11 protein-coding genes are annotated in these 17,172 nt (G+C 52.3%); 9 read left to right on the top strand and 2 right to left on the bottom strand.

Annotated elements, in window-relative coordinates:
- Nucleotides 1–59 precede the first annotated feature (59 nt).
- Both ACY0JR_RS12335 and kduI read right to left on the bottom strand, forming a co-directional pair.
- A complete protein-coding gene (locus ACY0JR_RS12335; protein ID WP_462634400.1) occupies nt 60–848 on the bottom strand; it encodes a gluconate 5-dehydrogenase in 789 nt (262 codons plus the stop codon).
- A 6-nt stretch (nt 849–854) separates the two neighbouring features.
- On the bottom strand, nt 855–1,697 hold the full coding sequence (kduI, locus tag ACY0JR_RS12330) for a 5-dehydro-4-deoxy-D-glucuronate isomerase (protein ID WP_462634399.1): 843 nt from the start codon (nt 1,695–1,697) through the stop codon (nt 855–857).
- A 308-nt stretch (nt 1,698–2,005) separates the two neighbouring features.
- On the opposite strand from kduI, the gene ACY0JR_RS12325 reads away from it, so the two are divergent.
- From ACY0JR_RS12325 to ACY0JR_RS12285, 9 genes are all read left to right on the top strand, one after another.
- Nucleotides 2,006–5,266: a SusC/RagA family TonB-linked outer membrane protein gene (locus ACY0JR_RS12325; protein WP_462634398.1), complete on the top strand. Its 3,261-nt coding sequence runs from the start codon at nt 2,006–2,008 to the stop codon at nt 5,264–5,266.
- Nucleotides 5,267–5,284: 18 nt separating this feature from the next.
- Nucleotides 5,285–7,147, top strand: a complete 1,863-nt coding sequence (locus ACY0JR_RS12320) for a RagB/SusD family nutrient uptake outer membrane protein (protein WP_462634397.1) — start codon at nt 5,285–5,287, stop codon at nt 7,145–7,147.
- A 32-nt stretch (nt 7,148–7,179) separates the two neighbouring features.
- The gene (locus ACY0JR_RS12315) at nt 7,180–8,835 is read left to right on the top strand and encodes a DUF4957 domain-containing protein (RefSeq protein ID WP_462634396.1); all 1,656 of its coding nucleotides are present in this window, start codon (nt 7,180–7,182) and stop codon (nt 8,833–8,835) included.
- A 233-nt stretch (nt 8,836–9,068) separates the two neighbouring features.
- On the top strand, nt 9,069–10,355 hold the full coding sequence (locus tag ACY0JR_RS12310; RefSeq protein WP_462634395.1) for a DUF4861 domain-containing protein: 1,287 nt from the start codon (nt 9,069–9,071) through the stop codon (nt 10,353–10,355).
- 236 nt (nt 10,356–10,591) lie between these two features.
- The gene (locus ACY0JR_RS12305) at nt 10,592–12,043 is read left to right on the top strand and encodes a pectate lyase family protein (RefSeq protein ID WP_462634394.1); all 1,452 of its coding nucleotides are present in this window, start codon (nt 10,592–10,594) and stop codon (nt 12,041–12,043) included.
- Between the two features lie 6 nt (nt 12,044–12,049).
- Nucleotides 12,050–12,997: a pectinesterase family protein gene (locus tag ACY0JR_RS12300; RefSeq protein WP_462634393.1), complete on the top strand. Its 948-nt coding sequence runs from the start codon at nt 12,050–12,052 to the stop codon at nt 12,995–12,997.
- 68 nt (nt 12,998–13,065) lie between these two features.
- Nucleotides 13,066–14,298, top strand: a complete 1,233-nt coding sequence (locus ACY0JR_RS12295; RefSeq protein WP_462634392.1) for a glycoside hydrolase family 88/105 protein — start codon at nt 13,066–13,068, stop codon at nt 14,296–14,298.
- A gap of 8 nt (nt 14,299–14,306) precedes the next feature.
- Nucleotides 14,307–15,293, top strand: a complete 987-nt coding sequence (locus ACY0JR_RS12290) for a pectinesterase family protein (RefSeq protein ID WP_462634391.1) — start codon at nt 14,307–14,309, stop codon at nt 15,291–15,293.
- Nucleotides 15,294–15,455: 162 nt separating this feature from the next.
- Nucleotides 15,456–17,111 (top strand): glycoside hydrolase family 43 protein, encoded by a 1,656-nt coding sequence (locus ACY0JR_RS12285; RefSeq protein WP_462634390.1) that lies wholly within the window; start codon nt 15,456–15,458, stop codon nt 17,109–17,111.
- The last annotated feature ends 61 nt before the right edge of the window (nt 17,112–17,172 follow it).

Below are 17,172 nucleotides of genomic sequence, written 5' to 3'. Positions count from 1 at the left end.
ATTAGTTGCCATGTAGGGATGTCAAGATCTACAACACATTTCTCCCCGAAGCAGTATCCCTACCGCTCGTTGCTGGGTTTTCCTATGGTGGCCAGGATGCCGCCGTCCACGTAGATGATCTGCCCGTTCACGAAGTCGCTGGCTTTGCTGGAAAGGAACACGGTGGTTCCGGCCAGGTCTTCGGGGTCGCCCCAGCGGCCGGCGGGCGTGCGGTGGATGATGAACTCGTTGAACGGGTTTCCGTCTACTCTGATGGGGGCGGTCTGTTCCGTGGCGAAATACCCTGGGCCAATGCCGTTTACCTGCACATTGTAGCGGGCCCATTCGGTGGCCAGGTTCTTGGTAAGCATCTTCAGACCGCCTTTAGCGGCGGCGTACGCACTCACCGTGTCACGGCCCAGTTCGCTCATCATGGAGCAGATGTTGATGATCTTGCCCGCCCGGCGTTCTACCATGTACTTGCCCACCGTCTTGGACATGATGAACGGACCGGTAAGGTCCACGTCCAGCACTTTCCTAAAATCGGCTACTTCCATCTCCAGGGCAGGAGTGCGCTGGATCATGCCCGCGTTGTTGACCAAAATGGCGATAGGGCCTACTTCCTGTTCAATGCGGGCTATGTTTTCTTTCGCCAACTCTTCATTAGTGACGTCAAACAGGTAACCTTTTACGTCCAGGCCTTCCTGCCGGTAGGCTTCCAGCGCTTTCTCCATTTTCTCGGGTGTGTTGCCGTTCACCACCAAGGTGGCCCCGGCTTTACCCAAGGCGGTAGCCATGGCCATGCCTAAGCCGTGCGTGGCGCCGGTAACCAACGCTACTTTTCCGGTTAAATCGAAAAGGTTTGTCATCTTCGGTTATTTAAGGTCAGTGGTGGCTACTTTGTCCATGTCATTGTAATCCAGGTTCTCCCCGGCCATGCCCCAGATAAAGGTATAGTTGGAGGTTCCGGCACCGGAGTGGATGGACCACGGCGGAGAAAGAACGGCTTGTTGGTTCTGCATCCAGATATGGCGGGTCTCCTGCGGCTCGCCCAGGAAATGACACACCGTCTGGTCTTCTGGTACCTCAAAGTAGAAGTACGCTTCCATGCGGCGGTCATGGGTGTGGGCGGGCATGGTATTCCAGACGCTGCCTGGTTTCAGTTCGGTCACGCCCATCTGCAACTGGCAGGTTTCCACCACCGAGTTGATCAACACCTTGCGGATGGTTCTGGCATTAGATGTTTCCAGGGAGCCCAACTCAACCGTCTCGGCTTCGCTCAGTTGTACTTTCTTGGTGGGGTAGGTGTGGTGAGCCGGGGCCGAGTTGAAGTAGAAGCGCGTGTCAGCACCGTTGGGCGCCGGATGGAAGAACACTTCCTGTACGCCTTTGCCTATGTACAAGGCCTCTTTGTTTTTTACCAGGAATTCCTGGCCGTCTACTGTTACAGTGCTGTCAGAAGAAACGTTGATGATGCCTATTTCGCGGCGGTCCAGGAAATTCTCTGAGCGCAGCGTGGGGAACGTATCTAAGCGTACGGGCCCTTTCACGGGGTGCACGCCGCCCACGATCAAACGGTCATATAGGGTATAAGTCAGTTGAATGGTGTCGGCCACAAATAGGTTCTCAATTAAGAACTCCTGGCGCAGTTTGGGGGTGTCGTAACCCTTGAAGTCCGCCGGGTGAATGGCGTGACGGGTCGTATGATGTACGCTCATAGAATAAGTGTAGATGGTGTAATCGTTTGCGCAAATTACAAATTTATCAATCCCATATACTATCTGGTGCTATAAAAATGTTTAGATAGTACCAAGTAGAAAAAAAACTACGCTGCTAACCTAGTGAAAAAATGGTGAACCTGTCTCTTGTTTAGGGGTTGTATTTTAAAAAGTAGCAAAAAAACGACCTATTTTTTTGCGAAAGAATTTTATTAGGTGTAAATATGCAATCGGTTGCGCAGAATAATGCCATACCGCCTGTCTTGCCCCAAATCCTTAACACTTTATCAAAAACCAAATTGTTACCTATGCAACAAGCATTACTAAAGAGGAGCCGGTACCTGCTGGTGCTAGCTTTTTTCTTCACTGCCGTAATGGGTGCCTTTGCTCAGACTGTTACCGTCACCGGGAAAGTGACAGATGAGAAAAAGGAAGGCTTGCCAGGCGTGACCGTTCTCTTAAAGGGAACCACTACCGCCAACGCCACCGACGTGGACGGGAACTTCTCCCTGACGGTGCCTAATGGAACGGGAACCCTGGTGTTTTCTTACATAGGTTTCGTGTCACAGGAAGTGCCCATCAATGGAAGGACTACTATCAATGTGGCTCTGGTTTCAGATTCAAAAGCGATTGATGAAGTGGTGGTGGTAGGTTACCAGCCGGTGACCAGAAGGGAATTGACCAGTTCTGTCTCTTCAGTGAGTGCAAAGCAGATCCAGGATGTGCCAGTAAGTACCGCCGCTGAAGCCTTGGCGGGCCGTTTGGCCGGGGTGCAGGTGAATACCTCAGAAGGCCAGCCAGGTGCCGAGATTACCATTAGGGTGCGGGGCGGTAACTCTATTACCCAAAGCAATGAGCCTTTGTACATAGTAGACGGAATTCAGGTAGACAATGCCTTGTCTTTCTTGTCTCCGCAGGAAATCCAATCCATTGACGTGTTGAAAGATGCCGCTTCTACCGCCATTTATGGTGCCCGTGGGGCGAACGGGGTGGTGGTGATCACCACCAAAGGCGGCCGTGAAATGCCGACGCAGGTAACGTACAACGGTTTTGCCGGGGTTAGACAGATTGTAAACAAACTGGATGTCATGAATCCATATGATTTCGTGCAGTACCAGTACCAGGTGTATAATTACAACCAGAATGAAGAAGTACGCAACAGTTTCAGAGACCGGTACGGCCGTTTCGAAGACTTGGATATCTACCAGAACATGCCTACTACTGACTGGCAGGAAGAAGTGTTCGGCCGTGCCGCCGCAAGCCAAACCCACGTGGTAGGTATTACCGGTGGTACCAAAACCACCTCTTTCAACTTCACCCTGAACCATGTGGACGAGGAAGGCATCATGCTGAACTCCGGAAACGTACGGACCTTGGCTTCCCTGAAGTTTGACCACTCCATTAACGACAGAGTGAAAGTTGGTTTCACTACCCGCTATAGCCGTCAGGAAATAGAAGGGGTTGGTACCTCTAATACCGGTACGCAAAGCACCAACCGCTTACGGAATGCCGTGCGTTTCAGACCGTTTGTAGCCCCTGGTTTTGAAGATCAGGTGAATGAATTTGATCCGAATGATTTTACCGTGACCAACCTGACCAGCCCTGTTTTGCTGGCGAATCAGGAAATTAGGTATGATAACAGAAATGATGTCATCTTCAATGGCTACGCTAGCATTGACTTAATCAAGAACCTGACCTTCAAAAGCGTTTTCGGGATCAATTCCACAGAACGCAAGAGAAACGAGTTCAACGGTCCGGTAACCGCCGTGGCCAGACAGAACAATGCCCAACCGGTTGTAAATATTACCGGCGGCGAGCAGTACACCATCACCAACTCTAACACACTTAATTACAGAACCAAATTTGGCCAGGACCATGGCTTAAATGTCTTGTTAGGTCAGGAAATCTGGAAAAGAGACAGCAAAGTGAATGGCGTACAGGTAAGATGGTTGCCTACAGACATCACGCCTGAGCAAGCATTTGCCGGTATCCAGAAAGCGACTCCTCCGGCAGGCTTGATCCAAAGCCCTGCTACCACCGGTGAATCAGGCGAGACACTTTTCTCTTTGTTCGGAAGCGTGGGCTACAACTACAAAGAGAAGTATAGAGCCAACGTAGCGTTAAGACGCGATGAGTCTTCTTTGTTTGACCCGGAATACCGGACCGGTTACTTCCCCACCTTCTCTTTGGCTTGGCACATTGCCGATGAAACCTTTATGTCTGGTACCAGAGACTGGCTGAATGACTTGAAAGTGCGTTTCGGGTTTGGGGCCGTGGGTAACAACCGGATCAGTCCTGACCAGTGGAGATCTGTCTATGAAGCTAATACCAACGAAGGGTATGCCTATACCGAAGCGATCACGCCCGGTTTCATTCCTACGGCGTTAGCTAACAGACGCTTGAAGTGGGAGACAACCGTTTCTAAAAACCTGGCTCTGGACTTCTCTCTCTGGAACAGCAGACTGAATGGTAGCATAGACTTCTATGATAACTCTACCAGCAACCTTCTGTTAGGGGTACAAATCCCAACTACCAGCGGATATACCACGCAGTTGCAGAACGTAGGTGAAACCAGAAACAAAGGAATTGAATTGCAGTTGAATGCAACTGTGGTAGACAAAGGTGATTTAACCTGGACTACTAACTTTAACATCACTACCCAAAAGAACCGAATTGTAAGTCTGGGTACAGATACCCAGGGACAGCCATTGAAATCATACACGGTTGCATCTGGTTGGATCACGAGCTCTTACCAGGATTTTTTGGTGGAAGTAGGAAGCCCGGTAGGCCAGTATTATGGCTATGAGACGGATGGTTTCTATACCCTGGATGATTTCACTGCCACATTGAACCCAGCAACCAATGTTTATACCTATGTCCTGAAAGAGGGAGTAGCCAACAGCCGCGATATTGCCCTGGGTAGCAGAGCCCCGCAGCCCGGTGACCTTAAACTGAAAGACCTGACGCCTGACAATGGAACCTCCATGATTGGGTTAGATGACAGAAAAGTACTGGGCAACAACCAACCAAAGTTCTTTGGTGGTTTCAACCAACAAGTAACCTACAATGGGTTTGACCTGAGCTTGTTCATGAACTTCTCTGTGGGAGCCAAGGTGTACAACGCCAACAAGATAGAATTCACTACCCTGTATGAGCAAAGAGACAACAACATGCTTTCGCTCATGAACGACCGTTGGAAGTGGTATGACAACACCGGAGCCTTGGTAACCGACCCAACCAGACTAGCCGAGATGAACCAGAACACCAAGTACTGGACTCCGGCCAGAGGCCAATACTTCCTGCACTCCTTTGCCATTGAAGACGGTTCTTACCTGAGAATCTCTAACCTGACCTTAGGCTACACCCTGCCAGATGCTCTGATCAAAAGAACACGGGTTATCTCAAAACTGAGAGTGTACGGAACCGTGAATAACCTGGCTACCATTACCGGTTACTCGGGCTATGACCCAGAGGCGAACACCAGACGCAACGCCTTGACTCCTGGCGTAGACTACGCGGCTTATCCGCGCAGCCGGTACATTGTGGGTGGTGTGAATGTTACCTTCTAATTTGTAAAAGAACAACAGATGAAAAATAGATATATCAAGTCCCTGCTGTTTTCGGCCGCAATGGGAGGCTTCCTCACCTTCTCGGCCTGCGACAATTTCCTGGATGTAGAGAATGATTCCACGCTTTCCCAGGATGCCGTTTTTACCAGTGTTTCCTACACCAACTCCGCGTTAACCGGGGTGTACAACATGCTGCCCGGCGACAATGGCTACGGCAGCAGAATCTCTACCCTGTTTCCTAACGCCGCTGATGATTTCAGGGTAGGGGGAGACCATAATGCGCAGAGCAGAACGGGTATTGCGCACTATGCGGTAGCTGCCGGAAATACAGATATTGAAGGTCCTTTCAACCAACTGTACAGGGGCATTGAGCGCGCGAACATCTGCATCAAGAACATCCCGCTTTCGGCGGCATACACCAGCGGTTCTGCCGCTGACCAGGCCATGATGCGGAAGTTTTTGGGCGAAGCCCTCACCCTGCGGGCGCAGTATTACCATGAACTGATCCGTAACTGGGGAGACGTACCCGCACAATTTGAGCCTTCTTCAGATTTACCCGATCTGTTTATTGAGAAGACCAATCAAGATGAAATTTATGACCGTTTATTGGCAGATCTGGCGCAGGCTGCTGAGTTGGTTCCCTGGAGATCAGAGTCTGGTGACCCCACTACCCGCGTGACCAAAGCAGCCGTGAAAGGGTTGCGGGCCAGAATCGCATTGGCGAGAGGTGGCTATGCTCTGCGCAGAGAAACCAAGAAGATGGAGCGCAGAAGCGACTATCTTAAATACTATGAGATTGCCAGAAATGAAACCCGTGACATTATTCAACGGGGAGAGAATCGTCTGAATCCGGTGTATGAAAACATCTTCCGCAGCCTTCACGGCGAAACCAGATTGGACCCAACCTTTGAGTTGATCTGGGAAGTAGGTGCCTACGGCGGAAATGCCAGAACCGATACAAAACTGGGTTACGGAAACGGGCCTAGAATCAACGGGGCCAACACCACTTACGGACAGGCCAACGGGTTGATAGAATCTGTTCCAACCTACTTCTATGAATTTGATTCCATTGGCGATGCCAGAAGAGATGTGACCTTAGCGTACTTTTCAGTAGAGGCGAACAACAACAAGACGTTGTCTACACCTCTCTTGATGAGAGAGGGCAAGTTCAGAAAATACTGGACTACCATTGCCGGTACCAACCAGACCTTGGGCATTAACTGGCCGCTTCTCAGATATGCAGATGTTCTATTAATGTTTGCAGAGGCTGAAAACGAATTGAATGGTCCTACTGCTGAAGCGGTATCTGCTTACGAATCTGTAAGAAGGAGAGCGTTTGTAGCCTATGAAAACAGAATGGGTACTACCCCTACCACCAAGGCTGGGTTCTTTAATGCCATTGAGCAAGAAAGGCTGCTGGAATTTGGGGGCGAAGGAATCAGGAAGTATGACCTGTACCGTTGGAACCTGCTTCCGGCCATGATTCGGGAAACCAGGGCTAAAATGGAGCAGATGATGAACAGAACCGGCCGTTATGCCAATGTGCCGCAATACGTGTTCTTTAAGCCGAATGTACTTTTAGGCAGAAACGTGACAGCGCAGGCTGAAGCAATGAACTTTGATTTGCTGGCCGGACTTGATGCAAATGGTTTGCCGATTAGAGGAAATGTAAACGAAGTAATGTACAAGCCAGCACCTACCACCGTTGCGCCTACTGGTTACACCAGAGTGAACTGGGCAGCCGCCATTACCCCAGAGCATTTCTCTAATCCACTGCGGTTGTTTGCCAGCCAGTTTCAGGAAAACAAATCAGAGCTTTTCCCCATCCCAACGGCTGCCTTGAACGCGAATTATAGGCTGACGCAAGATTTCGGAAACTAATCAGGGCCTTTTATATAACATCGTATAAAGACATGAAGACATTTAAATCAACATTATCTCAGTTGTTATATCCGGTATTTCTGTTGTTGGTACTGGGATTTGTTTCCTGTAAAGAAGACGAAGAGGAACTTGAGCCCATGCGCATGTTCATGCCAGGCGGCGTGATTGCATCTGCAAATGGCGAAACAGAGGTAACCTTATCCTGGAAAACCCCGGCCAACACCGTAGCAGGTACTACAACTTATACCGTGGAGGTAGCCAAAGATACGTTGTTCCAGACACCAATTATCTTAACAGCACAGGCAGATACAGCCACCATCACCTTCACAGACGAGCAACTCACCATTAAAGAAGATTATTTTGCCCGCGTGAAAACCAACGCAAATGGTAATTCTCCTGAATCAAAGTGGCTGGTAAGCTCACGATTCAGGATAAGAGGAGAACAGATCTTTAACGCTCCGCTTTCCTCAGAAATCAAAGATAAAACTGCGATCCTGAGATGGCGTCCTACGGCAGGTTTAACCAGAATTGTTTTGACTCCTGCCAACGGAACTCCAATCACCATCAATCTTACGCCTGCAGACTTAGCTGCGAACCGGGTGTTAGTTTCTAATTTAACCGCCTCTACAACCTATACCGCGGAGATTTTTGCAGGTACGGTTACCAAAGGAATTACTTTGTTCGCCACCAAAGAACCAAGTATTTTCACGTATACTATTTCTCCAGCCGATGATCTCCTTGCTGCAGTTGCAAACGCGGCTAATGGCGACGTAATTGGATTAGAACCAGGTGTCTACAATGCCAGCGGTGGAAACATACAAATAGTAGGCAAACATGTGACACTACAATCTACTTCCGGAAACCCTGCCTCTACCCGGGTAAACTTCAAAGAGGTAGTTCTGGAGGGAACCGGAGCTGGGGTGAAACTGAAAGGAATTGAATTTGATGGCGCACTTGGAAATGCTTCTTATTTTCTGAACCTCATAGGCACTTCTGCCAATAATGCGGCAGCTGCCACCTTCTCTTCCATCTTAGTGGAGGATTGCACGGTAAGTAATATGGCCAATTGCTTTATCAGAGCAGATAGAGGTGCCAATGCCAATGACCACAAAATTTCCTCTATCACAGTAAGAAACACCATTGCGGGCATCACTTCTCCTGGTACTACCTACGTGTTCTTCACCTTGCCAAAACTACAGTTTGAATCACTAACCTTAGAGAATTCGACCTTCCACAGCTTTGGAAGAACTTTTATAGCTGCTAGTACTGCCATTGCTGTGAAACCAACTATTCTAATCAACCAATGTACCATCGCCAACTTTGGCGGAGGTGGGACAGGCAGAAACTATTTACTGTTTGATGCCAATACAGTACCGGTAACCTTCACACTCCAAAACAGCATTATAGGGAACGCACCTTTAACCGGACAGCAAATAGGTAACTCCGCTTTCCGGGCGAGTGGTGCAGGGTCTGACATTGTGATCAGAAACAACAACATGTTCAATTTAACTAATGGCGCTTCACCTGCGGTGGATCTTACGTTTCCTACCAATGCCACTCCGGCTAACCAGAAAACCATTGCCTTGCCTAACTGGACAACGACTTCTTTTGAGGTGCCAGCCAACTCTGAATTGAAAACTGTCAGTACAACCGGTGGTCCAATTGGTGACCCAAGATGGGTTAAGTAAACGATTTGCTATTACATTGGGGATAGGTTCAGCTATTTAAGTTGTGCCTATCCCTGATTTATGTTTTTAGGCTATTTTATTGAAAACGGCTTAAAATTTGAATTCAGCCTGATTCACTTAAAATAAGCAATGTAATCCGCAGCATTCACCTGATTAGCCTCACCGGCCCCGTTCTTTCTGCCCAATGCAAGGCACTTCCGGCAGTTACTTTACAATTCTTACCCCCTGCAACTATGATTAGAAAGTACCCCACCTGGATCAATGGAGCGTTGAGTATGCTTCTTCTTTCCTCCCTTGGCTGTGCTTCCTCCCAAACGGGCACCACTAAAACACCAGATGCTTTTACCGTAGAAGTTTCCAACCCCTTGCAGCGGGAGCGGGAAAGTGTGCTAGTGCTGGTCAAAGAAGAAGACCTCCCGAAGAGACTATCATCAGCGAACAAACAAAGATTGGTGGTGCTGGACGGAAGCCAGGAGATTCCTAGCCAGTACAACAGCAAAGACGCCGAGAACCGGGGTGTGGTGTTTGTCCTGGACCAGATGAAAGCCGGGGAAACCCGCAAACTGACCATCCGGCCGGTAGGAGCGGGCGTTTCCCTGAAAACGTACCCGAAACGCACTCAGGCCGAGTTGTCCAAGAAAGTGGGTGGTCGTTGGGAGAACCGCAAATACATTGGCGGCACGTTCCAGAACATTGACTCTTTACGGGTACCTTCTGAACTCACTGACCATTCGTATTACCTGCGTTACGAAGGTCCGGGCTGGGAGTCTGACAAAGTGGGTTACCGCTTTTACCTGGATTGGCGCAATGCCATAGACGTGTTCGGGAAAAAGACGCCTGAAATGGCTTTGCAGAAAGCCGGATTGGATGGGTATGACTCTTACCACAATGACCAGCCTTGGGGCATGGATGTCCTGAAAGTTGGCAAGGCCCTGGGAGTAGGTTCGCTGGCCATGTTCACCGATGGCAAAGCCGTACGCGTTGAAAAAACCGACAGCACCTACAGCAAAATCCCGCAGAACGGACCCGTGTATTCTTCCGTTCTCACCGACTATTACGGCTGGCAAGTGGCGGGGCAAAAGCTGAACGTACATTCGCAGCTCAGCATCCACGCGGGTACCAGAATGACGCACCACCAGATCAGGGTAGACGGCGGAAATCCGCAAAATCTGGCCACCGGGCTCATCAAAGACAAAGCCGCCCCACTGGTAAGTGACAAAGGCGAAGCCGGAAAGCGCTTCGGGTATCTATACACCTACGGAAAGCAAAGCCTCAACACGCCGCCAGACAACATCGGGATTGCGGTGCTGTTCGACCCAACTGATTTCATTGCTTTCTCTGAAGACCCCTTGAGCCACGTAGTGCAGTTAAAACCTACTAACGGAAGAGCACACTATTACTTCCTGGCGGCCTGGGAAAAAGAGCAGAACGGCATCAAGACCGAAGAAGAATTCAAGCAATACATCCAGAGAACCGCTGAAGAACTGGCCAACCCGGTGAAGGTGAAAATCTCTAAGTAAAACAGGAGCAGGATAAGTGCTGCTGCTAAAGTGAAATTCAGAGAAAGGATTTAAGGCCCTTTTCCAGAAACCAGCATCAAAACCGATAGGCAGGCAAAAGGTAAAATGTCTTTTTGCTCTAGTTTATCAAAATCGGCTCTAAAACAGACGAAGGTTATGCAGATAGCTTTCGCCTCAGAGTAAGAGAATACATTAAAAGCAGGTGGGTAGAGGGGTTAAGCGTTAAGTAGAAGTACATGAAAATCAGAAACAACATCTTTACCAGTACGTCCCTCGGGCTAGTGATTCAATTGGCGGCAATTTCAGGCTGTGCCCAGAAAGTAGCCTCCGTTCCTGCTACACCAACTCCTCCGGCGATTCAAACTACAGCAGCAGTTGCAACAACCCCAGCAGTTACCACTTCAGCCTCAGAGCAATCTAACGTGCTGGCTTTCCCAGGGGCAGAGGGTTTCGGGAAGTTTACCACGGGTGGGCGCGGCGGTCAGGTAGTAGTAGTCACTAATCTGAACGACAACGGGCCTGGCAGCTTACGGGAAGCCATCCGGAAGAAAGGTCCGCGGATCATTGTGTTTGCGGTTTCTGGCATCATAGAATTAGAGTCTAACCTGGACATCAACAACGGCGACCTCACCATTGCCGGACAATCGGCCCCCGGTGATGGCATTTGCCTGAAGAATTACCAAGTGAGTATCAAGGCAGATAACGTGGTGGTGCGCTACCTCCGGTTTAGATTGGGCAACAAGGCTGCCCAACAAGCCGATGCGTTCGGGGCCAACAAAGGAAACAGCAACATCATCATTGACCATTGCTCCATGAGCTGGGCCACCGATGAAAGCGCCTCGTTTTACCGCAACAAGAACTTCACGCTGCAATGGAGCATCATCTCTGAAAGCCTGAATGCCTCGGTGCACGCCAAAGGTGAACATGGTTACGGCGGCATCTGGGGAGGAGAGGGTGCGTCTTTTCACCACAACTTACTCGCCAGCCATAACAGCCGGATGCCCCGGTTCAGCGGATCCAGCACCACGCCCAACTCCCCAGACGAACTGGTAGATTTCACCAACAACGTGGTGTATAACTGGGGGCAGAACAGCTCCTACGGCGGTGAGAAAGGCCGTTACAACATGGTCAACAACTACTACAAAGCAGGTCCGGCTACTACGCCCTCCAAGAAAGACAGAATTGTGAATCCATCGTCTCCGGTCGGGAAATTCTACGTGGCGGGAAACCATGTGGAGGGCTTTCCAGCCATTTCCCAAGACAACTGGGCCGGTGGGGTGCAGCCCGATAACAAAGACTCGCTTACGGCCTTGAAAGCCGCCAGCCCATTTCAGGTTACTTCTATTAATATCCAGGAACCGCAGGCCGCTTTTGAAGCCGTGTTGAGCCGTGCCGGGGCCAGTCATAAGCGTGATGCCGTAGATACCCGCGTAGTGCAGGAAGTAAGAACCGGCAAATCCGCTAACGGTAAAAAGAAGAACGGCATCATTGACACCCCGGAAGAAGCAGGTGGCTACCCGGTCTTGAAGTCAATTCCTGCACCGGCAGACAAAGACCAGGACGGCATGCCAGACGCGTGGGAAGTAGCCCAGAAATTGAACCCGAACAGCGCCAGTGATGCCGCCGCTTTCACTCTGGACAAGCAGTATTCCAACATTGAAGTGTATTTGAACAGCCTCGTAAAATAGTACCCCATGAAAAAGTGGATGCCTTTTTTGTTTCTGATGTTGATGGGGGTTCTGGCGCAGGCCCAGCAGAAAAAGCTGGTAGTGGCCCAGGACGGGAGCGGAGACCATACCACCATCCAGTCGGCGGTAGATGCCATTCCGGCCTTTCCCAATGAGCGCATCGAGATCCACATCAGGAACGGCACGTACCGCGAGAAACTGGTGGTCTCTTCCTGGAAGACCAGGCTCTCCTTCATCGGCGAAGACCGGGATAAAACCATCATTGTCTGGAACGACTACTCGGGCAAAGGCAACATTAATACTTTCACTTCCTACACCGTGCTGGTGCAGGGCAATGAGTTCAGGGCCGAGAACCTCACGTTTCAGAATGATGCCGGTCCGGTGGGGCAAGCCGTGGCGCTGCACGTAGAGGCCGACCGCTGCGTGTTCCGGAACTGCCGCATCCTGGGCGACCAGGACACCATCTATGCCGGGGTAGACAACAGCCGCCAGTACTACAAGGACTGCTACATTGAAGGCACCACCGATTTTATCTTCGGTCCGGCCACGGTGGTGTTTGAGAACTGCACCATCCATTGCAAGAAGAATTCCTATATCACCGCCGCCTCTACGCCGCAGAACCAGCCGTACGGGTTCGTGTTCCTGAACTGCAACATCACCACCGCTAGCCCTGGAACTGACAAGGTGTACCTGGGTAGACCCTGGCGACCCTACGCCCAGACGGTTTTCCTGAACACTGAACTGGGTGCACACATCAGGCCGGAAGGCTGGCACAACTGGGGCAAGCCCGAGGCCGAGAAAACGACCCTGTACGCCGAGTACAAGTCCACCGGGCCGGGTGCCGCCCCGGAGAAACGGGTGGGCTGGTCTAAGCAGCTTTCCAAGAAAGAAGCCAGGAAATACAAGCCTGAACTGGTGTTGGCCGGGCAGGACAAATGGAACCCAAACAAGTAAGGCCTCGGCCTAATAGTAGACTGAAATACCTCCCTCATTCGCTTACCAAGCACAAGACCCCAATCCCTATGAAGTTCAGCAAATTCGCCCTTCTCGCGCTCACCTTACTCTCCATGGCGTGCAGCTCAAGCAAGTCGTCCTCTTCCTCCGGGATCAGTGCCGTTTCCCCGTCAGGGAAACCGTACTCCGTCTGGATGGCCAACTCGGAGATGAAGCGCAGTCCGCAGGGCTGGATGATTGACTTCCGGCCGGAGCCGAAGTGGGATTACACCCAGGGCTTGTTCGCGAGTGCGCTGGAACGCGTCTGGAAACGGACCGGCGACCGGAAATACTTCACCTACATCAAGGCCTTCGCCGATACCATGATCACGGAGAACGGCACCATCAAAACCTACAAGAAGACCGACTACAACATTGACCGCGTGAACCCCGGCAAGTTCCTGATCGGCCTGCACCGCGAGACCGGGAAACAGAAATACAAGATTGCCCTGGATGAACTGCGCGACCAGATGCGCACCCACCCCAGAACGTCCGAGGGCGGTTTCTGGCACAAGAAAATCTACCCGCACCAGATGTGGCTGGACGGCCTGTACATGGCTTCGCCGTTCCTGGCCCAGTACGCCGCCACCTACAACGAGCCGCAGCTTTTCAACGACGTGGCCCTGCAGATTGAGTTGATTGACAAACACGCCTATGTGCAGGACAAGAACCTGTTCTACCACGGCTGGGACGAGAAACGGGAGCAGAGATGGGCCAATCCGCAGACAGGACTTTCGCCGGAAGTGTGGGGCCGCGCCATGGGCTGGTACGCCATGGCTTTGGTGGACGTGTTGGACTTCATTCCGCAGCACCACCCCAAAAGGGACGGTATTCTGAAAATCACCCAGAAAATGGCCGGCGCCATCGCCCAGTACCAGGACGCTTCCACCGGCCTTTGGTGGCAGGTAGTGGACAAAGGCGGCCGCGAAGGTAACTACAGGGAGGCCTCGGTTTCCAGCATGTTCACGTATTTTTTGGTGAAAGCGGCCAGGAAAGGCTACATAGACCAGAGATACATGGACAACGCCCGCCGCGGCTACAACGGCATTCTGGAGAACCTGATCCGGAAAGAGTCTGACGGCACCATCAGTATTACGCAGGTTTGCGCAGTGGCGGGCCTGGGCGGTACCCCGTACCGCTCCGGGACCTATGAATACTACATCAACGAGGAGAAGCGCGACAATGACCCCAAGGCCGTGTCGCCCTTCATCATGGCCTCCTTGGAGTTCGAGGACATGGGCAAAACATCCGCCTCTAAATAAGAACCACTATGACGCTAAAGAAACCACTTCTGTTGCTGGCCTTGCTTTTTGGGGCCTTGCTTGCACAGGCGCAGAAATATGACTTTGTGGTAGCCAAAGACGGCAGCGGGAACTTCAGAACCGTGCAGGAAGCCATCAACGCGGTGCCTGATTTCCGGAAGAACTCTACTACCATCTTCATCAAGAACGGCACCTACAAAGAGAAACTAACCTTGCCGGCCACCAAAACCGGCGTGAAGATGATCGGCGAAGACGTGAAGAAAACCATCCTCACCTTTGATGACTATGCGGCCAAGAAGAACCGCTTCGGCGAGGAGATGGGCACCACCGGGTCCACCAGTTTCTTCGTCTTCGGGGATGATTTCACGGCTGAGAACATCACGTTCGAGAACTCCTCGGGACCTGTAGGGCAGGCGGTGGCTGTTAGGATAGACGGGGATAAAGTCATGTTCCAGAACTGCCGTTTCCTGGGTTTTCAGGACACCTTGTACCCGCACGGCGAGAAAAGTCGCCAGTACTACCGAAACTGCTACATAGAGGGCACCACAGATTTCATCTTTGGGTGGTCTACGGCGGTGTTTGAGAGCTGCGAGATCTTCGCCAAAAAAGGCGGCAACTTCATCACCGCTGCCTCTACCATCGAGGGCGCGCCCTACGGGTTCGTGTTCCTGAACTGCCGGCTCACCGGCGATGCCCCCGAGAAGTCTTATTACCTGGGCCGCCCCTGGAGACCCTTCGCGAAGACGGTGTTCCTCAACACGTACCTGGGCAAGCACATCAAGCCCGAAGGCTGGCACAACTGGAACAAACCCGATGCCGAGAAACAAGTCCTTTACGCCGAGTACAACTCCACCGGTCCCGGCGCCTCCAAGGAGGGGCGCGTGAAATGGTCCAGGCAACTCACCGCCGAACAGGCCAAGGAATACACCTTGGAGAAGATATTCAAAGACTGGAACCCGCTGGCGGTGGCACCATCGGCCCAGGCCGGGAAATAGAACGGACTGCTGCTTTGGGGCTGATTTACCAAAAACGGCCCCAAAGCAGCAACACCAAGTTGGGCATACCCCAAGAGTGCATAAAAGGGAAGGCAAATTGAGCAGAAAAGGGGAGAGCCCCCGGAACCAGATTTGTACAAGCTGAACCAATCACAATTCAACATGAAGATCAGATATTACACCGCCGGGTTACTTTTCCTGGTGGCCTGCCAGACAGAGAAGTCGTCCCCCACAGTTTCCTCTTCCCCCGCCGTTTCCCCCAACGAAGTGTCAAAAGTGTGGGTCTCCGACAAGGGGGATGGCACGTTCCAGAACCCCGTGCTGGACGCCGACTACTCCGACCCCGATGTGATAAGGGTGGGCGACGATTTCTACATGACCTCCTCCAGTTTCAGCTCCATCCCGGGCCTGCAGATCCTGCACTCCAGGGACATGGTCAACTGGAAGATCATCGGCTATGCCCTGGACCGCCTGCCGCCGTACGGCCATTTCGCCAAACCGCAGCACGGCAACGGCGTGTGGGCGCCTGCCATCCGCCACCACAAGGGCGAGTTCTACATCTACTGGGGAGACCCGGACTTCGGGATTTACATGGTGAAGACCAAGAACCCGGCCGGAAGATGGGATGCCCCGGTCCTGGTGCTGGAAGGCAAAGGCCTGATTGACACCTGCCCTTTGTGGGACGAGGACGGCAACGCCTACCTGGTGCACGGCTGGGCCGGGAGCCGCGCGGGCATCAAGAGCGTGCTCACCGTGAACCGCATGAACCCCGAGGGCACCAAGGTCCTGGACGAGGGCGTGATGGTCTTTGACGGACATGACGCGCACCCTACCGTGGAAGGCCCCAAGTTCTACAAGCGCAATGGCTACTACTACATCTTCGCCCCGGCGGGCGGGGTGAGCACGGGCTGGCAGCTGGTGCTGCGCTCCAAGAACGTGTACGGCCCCTACGAGGAGAAGATCGTGATGGACCAGGGCCAGACGCCCATCAACGGTCCGCACCAAGGGGCCTGGGTGGACACCAAGTCCGGCGAGGACTGGTTCTTCCATTTCCAGGACAAGGAGGCCTACGGCCGCGTGGTGCACCTGCAACCCATGAAGTGGGTGAACGACTGGCCGGTGATCGGCGAGGACAAGGACGGCGACGGCAAGGGCCAGCCCGTGCTCACCCACAAAAAGCCGGACGTAGGCAAGACCTACCCCACCGTGACCCCTGCCGAGTCGGACGAGTTCAACAGCCATATGCTGGGTCTGCAGTGGCAGTGGCACGCCAACCCCAAGGCCACCTGGGCCTTCGCCTCCAACAAAGGCAACCTGCGCCTCTTCACCGACCAGATCCCCGAGGGCGGAAAGAACCTCTGGGACGTGCCCAACCTACTGCTGCAGAAATTCCCAACCGAGAACTTCACCGTCACCACCAAGCTCAGGTTCACGCCCAACCCCAAGCTGGAGAACGAGCGCACGGGCCTGGTGGTGATGGGCCTGGACTACGGCTTCGTGTCGGTGGTGAGCAGGAAAGACGGCCTGTACCTCACCTACAACACCGCCCAGAAAGCCGACAAAGGCACCCCTGAAAAGGAGCAGGTCCTTGGGAAACTGGCCGGAAACGAAGTGCAGTTCCGGGTGCAGGTGAGCCCAGGCGCCAAGTGCCAGTTCAGCTACTCCGAGGACGGGCAGAGCTTCAGGAACGCCGGCGCGCCTTTCACCGCCTCCGTGGGCAAGTGGATAGGGGCCAGGGTGGGGCTGTTCGCCATCAGGGAAGACAAAACCAATGACTCCGGCTTCGCCGATTACGACTGGTTCAGGATCACCAAGTAACAGAACAGGCGTTTAGGACTCGTTTTAGAGAAAACGAGTCCTAAACGCCTGTAGCAAAATC

The sequence above is a fragment of the Rufibacter sp. JT3400010 genome, from assembly GCF_054956755.1.
The sequence above is the reverse complement of the archived record's forward strand: the minus strand, read 5'-3'. Positions and strand labels throughout refer to the sequence as shown.